The sequence below is a fragment of the Microcystis sp. LEGE 00066 genome (assembly GCF_015207925.1).
Classification (GTDB): domain Bacteria; phylum Cyanobacteriota; class Cyanobacteriia; order Cyanobacteriales; family Microcystaceae; genus Microcystis; species Microcystis ichthyoblabe_A.
In genome coordinates, this window is record NZ_JADEVX010000028.1 from 1 (window position 1) to 11,901 (window position 11,901).

Sequence of the window (11,901 nt, forward strand, 5' to 3'; positions counted from 1 at the left end):
AGGCTAAAGAAGGAAAAAGTGCTGTTTTTTTTGTTGATGCCGCTCACTTCGTCATGGGAGCATTTCTCGGTTTTGTTTGGTGTTTTGAGAGACTTTTTGTTAAGTCACCGAGCGGGCGTAAACGCTTCAATGTTTTAGGAGCATTAAATGCAATAACTCATGAAGTGATTCTAGTTACTAATGACACTTATATTACGGCAACTCAAGTCTGTGAACTTCTTGAAAAAATAGCTGCTTTAGGACTAATGATTCCCATCACTCTAGTCTTAGATAATGCCCGCTATCAGAAATGTAAAATTGTTGAAGAATTGGCTCTTTCTTTGTCAATAGAGCTACTCTATCTGCCGTCTTATTCGCCTAATCTAAATTTAATTGAAAGGCTGTGGAAATTTGTCAAAAAGAAATGTTTACATGGTAAATATTATGAAAACTTTTCTGACTTTTCTTCAGCTATTTATGAATGTCTGAATGATGCCCATCTGAAACATAAAAAAGAACTGGATTCCTTGCTGACTCTACGATTTCAGAAGTTTAATAAATCTCAGATTATGAACATCTAAAGTATAAACAAGTCGGTTAGTCCAATCCTGCTTTCCTTGCAGTTCCCACAAGGCTAAAAGCGAACGGATCAAAAGACCGAAATTGCTAGGGGGAATAGACTGATAATCGATAAAAATAACGCCGCCATGACTTTTCCAAGCTTCTCCCCATTCCCACAAAAGCGGGGGAATACTGTTCTGGTCGTAGGTTACTAGAGTTAATCCGGCTTCAGCCGCCGCTTTTAAGACAATTTCATCCGAATCGCCCAAATATCTACCTTTTAGCCAAGTTATCAGGGGAAAAATCGAGATTTCTGGACGTTTATAAATAATTTGTTCGGCAACCGTCGGAGAAATATGTTCATCCAATAAAAAAGATAGCATTTTAGCTATTCCCCGCTCAAATCAGCAGAAACCGTCATTGTTTCCAATTGCGGTAAGAGCCGCTTTATCGTCGTTTCATTCATCGCTTGAGCATCGGAAATCGCAGTTTGGACTTCGGACCGATAGGCTTCGGCATAGAGCAGGGCAGAGCGTACCCATTCCAGGGGTCGATGAAAATGTGCCGCCGTTTTTTCTTCATCTAGTCCGTAGCTTTGAGCGATTTGAATTACTTCCCACAGAGCCAAACTGGAGTTTTTTAGGTAGGGCTGCCGCCCCAAAGGAGAATGGCGAAATTCAATATAGGGGAACTCGCTTTCTCGGAGGGATTCCTCGATTAAAATCGCGCCGGTTTCGCTAGGGGTTTTTCCTAATCGGCGGGCTAACCGTTTCAGTCTTTCTGCTGTGTGGTCGGGCAGTCTGGCGCTAACAACTTGGGACATCAATTTTTTTAACTTTTAATTACACTGTTTACAGTGTAACTCAACTCATCCTGCCAATGCCATTAAAGAATTGACCGTTCACCGAAAAAGGAGGACTAATACTAAATCCGTTGAGTACAGGCTAGTTATGAGGAGATGCAAAAGGGGGAATAAATAATCAGTTTTTAATAACCAGATTTAGTATAAGGTAGTGGCGCGGAGAAAAACCTTTTCTTTAAGTATTACCATAAGCTAAGTTTATGTTGTTGTGACAATCTATAAGCATCTGAGGGGGTAAGACAATCGCTAAAATCCTTATTTTCTCGTTGACCCCCTCGGATGCCCTTCTACTTCTTTTGCCGTTCGGCTATTCTGATATGTAGCCTATAATCAACGGATTTAGTATGACTAACTGGTTGAGAGGTTAAACCATCTCAAAAGCTGAGAGCAAGCATCTTGATCTGTATTTTCTCAACCAGTCAAATCAAGCAAAAATCCTAATAATAATTACCGACTTTGCGATGGTGAACGGCCGTTAAACTATCAGGTTTAGAAACGCGACCATCGGTGACTTTATTGTAAACAATCCAGTGGTCAGCACATTCCATGCGACTAGCGACCTCACATTCTAAATAAGCGAGAGCATCGGCTAAAATTGGGGAACCATTATTAGCGGTGCGAGTATTGACTCCTGCAAAACGATCTTCCCCCGGTCCGAAACGTTTTAAAAAGTGTTTCATCAGGGTTTGATAATTGCCTTCTTCCAGAATATTTAAAATGAATTGATCCCCCACTTGCATTAAAGACTCGATCGCCCGATCTTTGGCCACAGCAACGGTAAAACCGGGAGGATCAAAACTTGCTTGCGTCACCCAAGAAGCGACCATTGCTCCACTTCTGTCTCCTTTCTTGGTGGTAATAATATATAGACCACCGCTAATCCGTCCGATGGCTTTATCAAGGTCAGTATCGAGGGATTTTCTTTGTTTAACTTTTACCTCTTGGGTTAATAGTTGTCCCATGTCTGTACCCGCTTCTTCACAGCGTTGATAGAGACTCTCGTTAGGAGTTTCTGCGCTACGAATGGGATCAAAAGCTTTGGTTAAACCAACTTCACGAAACTTATTAAATAGAGGTAAAATTGATTCATCATCATCCCCTTTAGATTCAAACATTCCGAGGTATTGTTTGGGGTTAACCGAGGCGAGAATTGTGCCTAGATTTCCCGTAATTTCCTGGGTATTAATACCAGAAACGGGGGGAGTACCGATGACGATTCCCACCGCAGAAGAAGCTAATTCTTTTACCTCTTGGGGATCGGCGGATTTCAGGTCTAAAGTTTCTACAGCCAAACCAGTTTTAGTAATACCTTTGGCAATCGATTGACAGAGGCGATCACTATAACCATAATCGGAAATATAGAAAACAGCGACGGTTTTTTCTGCCTTAGTTTGTGCTTGACTCCAATCACGATAACGGGTCAATAATTCAGTAACATTATGTTTTAATACTGGTCCATGACCATTAGCCACGAGATTAATATTACCTAGGGGTTCCATCCGTTTCATCGCCGCTAGTACCGAGCGAGCATTAGGAGCCATTAAACATTCATAATAGAAGCGATAATCTGGTTCAATAGCACTTAATTGCTCATCGTAAAGATCATCGGAACAGTAGTGCATTCCAAAAGCATCACAGGTAAATAAAATTCCCGAACCGTGATCGTAGGTAAAGATAGTATCGGGCCAGTGTAAATTAGGAGCATTAACAAATTCGAGAATGTGACCATTGCCTAAATCTAACTGATCGCCATTTTTGACCAGTTGACGTTGAAAGGGATGATGAACTAAATTCTCTAAAAACTGAATTGCTACCTTCGACCCAACGACGGTAATATTGGGAGCGAGTTGTAGCAGATCTTTGACTAAACCACTGTGATCAGGTTCAGTATGACTGATAATTAAATAATCGATTTCTTGGGGGTTAATTAATCCGTTGAGACTATCAAAATATAGTTGACGGAATTTTTCGTGAGAGGTATCCACAAGGGCGATTTTTTCCCCACGAATCAGATAGGAGTTATAAGTCGTACCGTTTTGTAATCCGAATTCAATATCGAAGCGATCGCGATCCCAATCGAGGGAACGAATAGCGGTGATGTCTGCGGTGAGATCGGCCACCTGCACAGTGAGACGTTTTGTTTTGACTGGTGTAGCAACCATCGAACTCCTCCTTATTGTTAAGTTTTTTATACTTTGTCTCTATTGTGCCACGAGGAAATAAGGTATGGAGATTTATTTTCCGATAATTACTGATAACAGCTATCTTAATGGTCAGGGAGGAGTCGATCGTCGATTTGAGCAGAAACGCTCTCTAGGTATCTGTAGGAGGAAATGGGTGTTATACATTCCAGTCAAGGTGAACTACTTCCTATGTCACGGGGGATTGCCTCAAAACCGACTTACACCCAGTTTTTGGTCTTACATCCCTGACCTAGGCAGTATTCCCAGTTACTATTTGGTATAAAGTTAGGATTGTAAATAAGACGGAAAAATGCTTTTACAATCGGGAAACTTCCGTTTAAAAGGAAAAAAAGCTCTACTAAATCAAGCAGAGATACCGGTCATAACGGTAATGGATGTAACGGAAACTCCCAGGGAACGCCCCAAAAAGAAACAGAAAAATTTTTTTGGTGGTAAAAGAGGTTATCATACTTTAAAATCTCAATTAGTAGCTGATAAAAATACCGAGGAAATTATCTGTGTCTGTTGTGGGAAAGCTAGAGGTCACGATTTTAGTTTATTTTAAAAAAGTCGAGTTCGGTTTCATCCTTTAACTCCCAGCAGAGAAGACAATGATTATCAGGGAATAGATGCATACCATAGTAATAGTTATGCACTGAAAAAGAAACCGAAAAATAGAAAATTAACAGAGTTATAAAAGGAGTATAACAATGCTTTAGCCAAAGAAAGGATTATCATTAAACCTATAAATAGGAAACTCAATATCTTGAAAATATTGTCGCGTAAATATCGGAATTGTCGTCGAAGATATAGTTTAAAAGTTAACTTTTTGACGACTATTTATAACTATGAGTCAGGGATAGTTATAGCAACTTCTTAAAAGTTGCCAAACATTAATCCAGTCAAGGATAATTTATTCTCAGTAATAAAAATTGAGATGGTTTCTGCCGCTTAAACAAAGAGGTTTTGATAACCAAATTAAAGCATATATAAAGAGTTTTGAGTTAAAAGTAAAACTTCAGGTTTTCATTCAAAAAAAATGTACTAATTGGCTAATTTTCCCAAAAAATTAGTTAGCCTACCATCATAACATATAATTAATTTGCAAGAGTTCTAATGCACAGCAAAGCAAAGGATTAAGCCTCCATCACTACTACCGAATCACCACCTGAAAATAATCCCTAGCCATCTCCACTAAACCCTCCCTCATAGCTGACTAGCACAGTAAACCGCCCCCATCAGTCCCACTTGAGCATTAAGAACGATATGGACGGGAATATTGCTTAATAGCTCCGTCATCCGACCTTTAGCGCGAAAAGCCTTCATAAAGCTACCCTCAGTCATTAGGGGAAGATTTTTGGCCGCAATCCCTCCCGCGATGTATAATCCTCCGTAGGGAAGCAACTTCAGGGCTAAATTGCCCGCTTCCGCACCGTAGGCCTCGACAAAGATTTTCATGGTTTGATAACAGAGATGATCCGAGTTATCTTGGGCAAAACTGGCGATTTCAGCCGCTAAATCCACGGTTTTTTGCGGTTTACCCATTTCTCCTAACCAAGTGCGGTAAATTTCCGCCATGGCCGGCGAGGACTGACTATAGTTACTATCGTGGAGAAATCGATAGATAGAAGTGATTCCAGGACCAGAAACCACTCGCTCCACCGAAATTCGCTCGATATTATAAAGTTCCAAGAGATAATTTAATAGTTGATATTCTAAACTCGATCGAGGGGCAAAATCGGCGTGGGAACCCTCACTAGCAAACACCCGATATTTACCCTTCGACACAGGAATCAAAAAACCCTCTCCTAACCCAGTTCCCGCACCAATAACCGCAATCGGAGCCTCTGGTACTGTCGGGGCCGACTGTAGATTGTGCAGCTCCTCTGGGGCTAATCCTAACACCCCATAACCGATCGCCGCAAAATCATTAATTAATTTTACTCGCTCAATCTGCAACTCTCGGCTTAGGCGATCGCCAGTTAGAGACCAACTTAAATTAGTCAATTCGGAACTATTGTTAACCACAGGACCTGCAATACCGAAACAAGCTTTTGTCACTGGGGGAATAGTGGTTTGTCGGGCCAAAAACTGCTGGACGATCGGCACCAGATCGGGGTATTGTTCACTGGGATAAATTTCTTGATCGAGAGTAGTTAGCAGGGGTTGGGGACTATCCGATGAGTTTTGGCAATCCACTAAACGCAGGATTGTTTTAGTTCCCCCGATATCTCCCCCTAAAAGAATCGTCATGCTGGTTTTTCCCTGAGTTTGTCCCCATAATTATAGTTTTTTACCCTTTCTATCAGGCAAATTTAAAGGCCACCAATTCTATACTATAGTGAAAGATGGTAATGCCTAAGCCCTAATTAAGGATTGATTAATCATCGCTCCCGGGTTGGAATGGGGATTGGCTAGAGGACAGAAAGAGGGAGAAATCAGCTTGGGTGTAGAACTTCGCAGTTACGTTTATCTTGACAATTTACAGCTTCAACACGCCGCTTACATCGGTACAGTCGCCCAAGGATTTTTACCCTTACCCGGGGATGCTTCCCTCTGGATTGAAATTTCCCCCGGCATCGAGATTAATCGCATCACCGATATTGCCCTCAAATCCGCCGTGGTTCGTCCGGGGGTTCTATTCGTAGAAAGACTCTATGGACTCTTAGAACTCCATTCTAGCAGTCAGGGAGAGGTAAGGGCGGCCGGTCAGGCAATTTTGCAGTATTTAGGCGTTAGTCAGCGCGATTGTCTGAAACCGCAAATTGTCTCTAGCCAAATTATTCGCAACATTGACGCTTACCAAGCCCAATTAATTAACCGTAGTTCTCGGGGTATGATGTTAATGGCAGGACAGACTTTATACGTTTTAGAAGTGCAACCGGCCGCCTACGCTTCCCTTGCTGCTAATCAGGCCGAAAAAGCTGCTTTAATTAATATCCTACACGTTACTTCCGTGGGCAGTTTTGGCCGCTTATATTTAGGGGGAGAAGAACGAGATATTATGGCTGGTTCCAGGGCGGCAGTTTCAGCTTTAGAAAATATTCAAGGTCGAGCTTTTCCCGGTAGCGACAAAAAAGAATAAGCTAATAAAGGCCGGAGGCAAAAGGCAAGAGGTGTTTAGATATGTATAATTAGGGCTTGCTGAATAAATGTGAAATGTAGGCAACGTAAGAGTTTTATGGCTTTTCTCGCGAAACAGGTGCAAGATTTTGAGAGAATTGTCGTTAAAAACCTTGCGTCTTCATCAGCCCGAGTCCTGTAGGGGCGAAGCATTCGGGCAATAACCTATCGGTGAAACCGTAGATTTTCTATCCGAATGCTTCGCCCGTACTTTTTGCCGCAAGCCCTAATTAATTGTGTCTAGCTACTTACTAAATCCCGTTTAAAAGGTATAGGATAGTGGGGAGTGGGAAGAAGGGAAAGAAAGTTTGAGCATTTGTACTAAATAGCTAAAAAAGGAATTTCGCCCTATTGGGGAGATTCAAAAATTAGTTCGCCATTATTCATTTTTTCAACGACTAAATGGCGATAGAGTGTCACTTGCCGGAGGATTTGGTCGGGATTATTTTTCTTATTAGAAAACATGATTGTTTTAATCGATTCAAATTCTATTATTGTGATCACACCATCTTTGATCGCTCGTTCAATTGTAACTCGTAAATATTCTAATTCTTGGCTTTCCTCTGGGGTAATTTCTAGACTGTTAGGATGTTCTATTTTCATGATCGATTGTTTTTACCGGCTAACTGATAACTAGATAATCACGGCTATTTTTTTCATACTTTCACAATCGGTGGAGAGAGAGTTTCCGTCTGGTTAGAAACGGCGAGATTATTATTATTTTGGCCGTTATTTTGCGGCAATTGTCCCGAGGCTAAATTCTGCCCCTCTCCCGTAATCAAACGAGCGCCACGACCGCGGGTAAAATAATTCCAACCCCATTGCACCATCACCACTAATTTATTATCAAATTCGATCAGATAGTAAATATGGGCCCAAACCCAGACTAACCAAGCAATAAACCCAGAAAACTTGACAAATCCCAAATCAACCACGGCCGCATTTTGGCCGATCACTGCCAGACTACCTCGATCGATATAATGAAAAGGTTTAATACTTTGCCCTTTTAGGCGAGAAATTAGTAAATTCGCCAGATATTCGCCCTCCTGCATGGCCACGGGGGCAATTCCGGGTAAAGGTTTATCTCCCTGATGGGCAAAATTAGCCAGATCCCCGATCACAAAAATATTGCCATAACCGGCGATACTTAAATCGGGTTCAACGATTACCCGTCCGACGCGATCAAGATTTACCCCGGTTCTTTCGGCCAAAATTCGCCCCATTCTCGATGCTTTTACCCCTGCTGCCCATAAAATTGTCTCGGCAGCGATTTCTGTGGTTTTTTCTCCCTGACGGACCGTGACACAACCTTCAACAATATTGGTAACGATGCTGTTAGTTTGCACTGTCACCCCTAATTTTGTGAGAGAAGCGGCAGCTTTAGCGGATAAATCGGGTGAATATGGGGGTAATACCCGCTCCATCCCTTCTAAAAGCAAAATTTTCGCTTCTGTGGGGTTAATCTGGTGAAAATCAGACCTAAGCGCACCGTGGGCAATTTCAGCGATCGCTCCTGCTAATTCTACCCCCGTCGGTCCACCACCGACAATCACAAAAGTTAATAAAGCTTGCCGCTTTTCGGCATCGATTTCTTTCTCGGCCTTCTCGAAAGCAAGATAGATGCGACGACGCATTTCTACTGCATCTTCAATGGTTTTTAACCCTGGAGCGTAGGGCTGCCATTGATCATTGCCAAAATAGTGATGACTGACTCCCGTGGCAATAACTAATTGATCGTAGGCGATCGGTGGGTGATCTTCCAAGATCACTTCTCCCTTGACTGGATCTATATCTATGGCATGATCGAGGAGAATATCTGTATTGTCATGACCCCGTAGGATTAAGCGCAAAGGTGAGGAGATATCGGCCGGAGATAGCGCCCCAGTAGCGACTTGATAGAGGAGGGGCTGAAAAAGATGGAAATTTCGCTTATCGATGAGGGTAACATGAACGGGGGCGTTTTTTAGGGCTTTGGCCGTGTATAAACCCGCAAATCCGCCGCCTATGATAACAACTCTTGGCTGTTTTTCAGTCATTGCTTAACAATAATTCATAAATTTCTCCCTAGTGTAGTCCGGATTGTCACAATTTAGCGGTGACAAGCGTTACCGAAAATAGCAGTCTTTACCCTAGAAAAAAATATAGATACTGGCTTTTTTGACCAACCAAGAGGGCAAAACTAAGGAAGTACAGGAAATCTCCCCAGAATTTGGCCTAATATATGCTCGAAAAACTTGAAAAGACCGCTACGCCGTTTTACCTAAGTTTATGACCTGGGTTAACCAGGTGGGAACTTATATTACGCGTTTCTGTTTCCGAGTACAAGCTCGGTTTACTACCACACGAATTGGTTATTTGCTCCCTTATCACAATCAAGCATAGATCAAAAAACTTGAAAGGCAGTCACCAACGTAGAAGCCCGATTTGTTTTCATCATAGCATTTTTTTTTCTCAGAGGCAAGAGGGGAGATTCAGTGATCAGTGATCAGTTATCAGTGATCAGATTTGAGTTTTCAGGTTACTTTTTACCGATCACAGTCAAAAAGCCTGCCAAAACCCAGCAATTCCCAGTAGATCCGTATGGGGGAAGTTCAGCTAAAAGAAGTTTGAAACGCTTGCTTGGCAATGCTTTGAGAATTGCATGGCTATTTCGGCAACCCGAATGTCCTGCTAAGAATAAGTTTCGGCTTTTGTGTCAATCTGCGCGATCATGAGGCGATCGCCGAAAGATGCAGCCTCTCCCGCCACTGCCATCTGTACCATATTTTGAAACAGGTCTGTCAATGAAATTCCAGCAGCCTGAGCCATCATTGAAATGACGCTTTTCTGAGCAAACGAACAATACAAACCTGCTTCTAAAAACCACGGCTGTCCGTGTGGATCGATCCGAAAATCAAACAAACTGTAATGCCGACAGCCCAAAGCAACGTGACATTGTTTTGCGATCGCCCAAACTCGCTGAGTCACTGGATCCCTAGGATCAACAATCCACGCCTTGGTTTTCTCTTTAGCAGCACAATCCAAACTACCATCTTGACTTTGCTTGAGTTTATCTGCATAAGTCCGAATCGGATGAGTTTCGGGATTCACGGCGTACTCTTCTAGCGGCAAGCAAACTAACTCGCCCGCTTGCACAATCACCCCACAGCGAACTTCTCGACCCAGTTCGATAAACTCCTCAACTAAGACTTCATCTGCATACTCAAAGGCAGTTGCAAAAGCAGCATCTCCATCGGTTGTCTCGGTAACTAAACTCAAACCCAATGAATTATCGGAATGGTTGGGCTTAATAATCGACGGACGGGATACAGATAAGCAATCGCCTCGATGCAGAACCTTGCCAGCGGGCACGGTCACCCCGGCTGCGGAGACAACCGCTTTCGCCTTTGCCTTATCTGCGGCCAACGCCATTAGCTCAGCCGAATTTCCCACATAGGGAATTTTGAGCAGATCGAATAGCGCACGGTACTGAGTCATTCCGGGCAGGCAGAACATTTGGGGTACCATCACATCGATCTGAAGTTGAATTAAAACCGCGACCGCTTCAGGGACTGAAACTGAGGGAGTCTGGGCGATCTCGGCATTGTCTAAAGATTTGGGAAACCGCCACCTCAAATCTGGCGACACGTAGGCAATGTGGAACTCATAGAGGTCTGGATTCGCCGTATTTTGTAGACAATCTTGGGCATAGAGTCGCGACAACTCACAGTAAAAATCGCTCACAGCAGAGCCAACTAGATGCAAAATCTGCAATTTTTCCATGCTCTAGTCTCCTCCCAGTTCAACAAGCTTGCCAATGTTGAAGTCAATCCGAATCCATTCACTGCCGCGCCGAAAACTTCCCAGCAGTAATAGCGGAATCTGCCAATGATGCACCATTAAAAAAGGGAGGGGATCGTCCCACTCAAAGATGGCATCTTTGCCGTTGACGAGAATCTGTAATCGTTGCCTGAGCATCTTTGGAGAAAGTAGCTGGGTTAGCAATCTCCAAACTTCGTGATAAGTCCAATAGGTTGGGCGGCTAGAGGCAAGTGGCTGAGCCATCTGGGGGAGTGGATGTAGATTTAGATAAGCCTGTGCTACATCAGGATGGTTGTAGAACATCGTGATGGCAGAGTGTGTGCGCGGATTGCATTCGATCGCATAAACCTGTCCATCATCTGCTGCCTGAATGAAGTCGAAAGACACTTGTCCCGTAAGGTTCAGCCCCTTGACAAAGGCGAGAATCCACCGTTCAATCTCAGAATGATCAACGTGTTCGTAGTTGACCTGAAACGCTGAAGACTTGCAGCAGCAGTGAAGCTGCACGTGTCCTTGACGAACAGTACTATGGGTACAATATTCTTGCCCTGGAATATACTCCTGCATAATCCAGGGATTTGCTTCAGAAATAGGCAGCGATCGCACAAAAGTCGCCGTTTCCTCAGCGGTCGGACGGGGCAACTGCGTCAGATCCAATCGCCGCACTGAATCGTAAGGAATGCTTTTGAGGATATAGGGACGCTTTGCCTTACTAAAATCAAAGTCAATCACCTGCTGAGGATGGGTGATGCGATGGGATTTTGGCACGCTTAACCCTAGGGTTCCTGCGGCGATCGCAAAGGCGTACTTATCATCCAGTTGCTTGAGCCTCTCTACATCCACATGCATGACGGTGCAATGGGGCGCAAGCATTTCGGCAATGAGCGCATCATAATAACTGGCAACGGGGCTACAAACGGGAACGTAAACAGTAACGTTTTCTTTTTGCACAATCTCCAGTAATGCCTGAGCATACTGGGACGATTGCGGTTTGGGTATGGTGTAGAACCGATCAACGCACCGAGAAAAGCGGTGTCCGGTTAACCAGTACTTGTGCATCTCCACTAGGATGACTCGGTGCCCTGCTTTGTGAAATGATCGCGCAAGCTGCAAGGCTTTAGTCATCTTGCCGCCGCTAATGAGAACCGTTTGCGGATTTACCGTGGTTGAACGCAAAGCGCTCGCTACGCGAGATCGCGCCGGGCGAAGAACTAGCGATCTCAGCAAAGCAATCGACACGAGGGTAAGGTTGAACGGCAATGCCAGCAGCAGCAAAGTAAGAGTGGCAAGGGTTTTTAAGCGCGATCTCACCCCGATGCTGCCCGCACTGACCGCTGGCTCAGAGAGAAGCTTAACGGGAGCGGTTTTTATCATAGGTTTAAGTGGGCGGAT

Annotated in this window: 10 protein-coding genes, 1 other RNA gene and 1 pseudogene; 3 read left to right on the forward strand and 9 right to left on the reverse strand. The window is 43.6% G+C overall.

All coding sequences use genetic code 11. The features are described from left to right. On the forward strand, positions 1 to 560 hold a 560-nt coding region (locus tag IQ224_RS06120), incomplete at its 5' end, for an IS630 family transposase (protein ID WP_194032704.1). Here the strand turns inward: IQ224_RS06120 and IQ224_RS06125 are convergent. From IQ224_RS06125 to IQ224_RS06135, 3 genes are all read right to left on the reverse strand, one after another. Then, a complete protein-coding gene (locus IQ224_RS06125) occupies positions 516 to 923 on the reverse strand; it encodes a hypothetical protein (protein ID WP_036399524.1) in 408 nt (135 codons plus the stop codon). The genes IQ224_RS06120 and IQ224_RS06125 overlap by 45 nt on opposite strands. A gap of 5 nt (positions 924 to 928) precedes the next feature. Further along, positions 929 to 1,363: a hypothetical protein gene (locus tag IQ224_RS06130; protein WP_002741138.1), complete on the reverse strand. Its 435-nt coding sequence runs from the start codon at positions 1,361 to 1,363 to the stop codon at positions 929 to 931. Between the two features lie 476 nt (positions 1,364 to 1,839). Next, complete coding sequence (locus tag IQ224_RS06135) at positions 1,840 to 3,564, reverse strand: diflavin flavoprotein (protein WP_002741136.1); 1,725 nt, start codon at positions 3,562 to 3,564, stop codon at positions 1,840 to 1,842. 308 nt (positions 3,565 to 3,872) lie between these two features. Here IQ224_RS06135 and IQ224_RS06140 point away from each other — a divergent pair. After that, positions 3,873 to 4,465, forward strand: a pseudogene (locus IQ224_RS06140) (transposase family protein); the annotation flags it as partial. 326 nt (positions 4,466 to 4,791) lie between these two features. On the opposite strand, the gene IQ224_RS06145 reads toward IQ224_RS06140, so the two are convergent. Then, positions 4,792 to 5,838: a glucokinase gene (locus tag IQ224_RS06145; protein WP_002741129.1), complete on the reverse strand. Its 1,047-nt coding sequence runs from the start codon at positions 5,836 to 5,838 to the stop codon at positions 4,792 to 4,794. Positions 5,839 to 6,028: 190 nt separating this feature from the next. On the opposite strand from IQ224_RS06145, the gene IQ224_RS06150 reads away from it, so the two are divergent. After that, positions 6,029 to 6,670: a bacterial microcompartment protein gene (locus IQ224_RS06150; protein WP_002734433.1), complete on the forward strand. Its 642-nt coding sequence runs from the start codon at positions 6,029 to 6,031 to the stop codon at positions 6,668 to 6,670. Positions 6,671 to 7,056: 386 nt separating this feature from the next. Here the strand turns inward: IQ224_RS06150 and IQ224_RS06155 are convergent, their stop codons facing one another. The 5 genes from IQ224_RS06155 to IQ224_RS06175 all read right to left on the reverse strand — a co-directional run bounded on the left by IQ224_RS06155 (position 7,057) and on the right by IQ224_RS06175 (position 11,883). Further along, on the reverse strand, positions 7,057 to 7,311 hold the full coding sequence (locus tag IQ224_RS06155) for a hypothetical protein (protein WP_002741122.1): 255 nt from the start codon (positions 7,309 to 7,311) through the stop codon (positions 7,057 to 7,059). A gap of 53 nt (positions 7,312 to 7,364) precedes the next feature. After that, entirely contained in the window at positions 7,365 to 8,744 is a 1,380-nt protein-coding gene (locus tag IQ224_RS06160) for an NAD(P)/FAD-dependent oxidoreductase (protein WP_002741121.1), read from the reverse strand. Between the two features lie 200 nt (positions 8,745 to 8,944). Further along, a non-coding RNA gene (gene ssrS, locus IQ224_RS06165) (6S RNA) lies at positions 8,945 to 9,132 on the reverse strand. A 246-nt stretch (positions 9,133 to 9,378) separates the two neighbouring features. Then, complete coding sequence (locus IQ224_RS06170) at positions 9,379 to 10,470, reverse strand: D-ala D-ala ligase (protein ID WP_002741119.1); 1,092 nt, start codon at positions 10,468 to 10,470, stop codon at positions 9,379 to 9,381. 3 nt (positions 10,471 to 10,473) lie between these two features. Further along, a complete protein-coding gene (locus tag IQ224_RS06175) occupies positions 10,474 to 11,883 on the reverse strand; it encodes an ATP-grasp domain-containing protein (RefSeq protein WP_002790068.1) in 1,410 nt (469 codons plus the stop codon). Positions 11,884 to 11,901 lie beyond the last annotated feature (18 nt).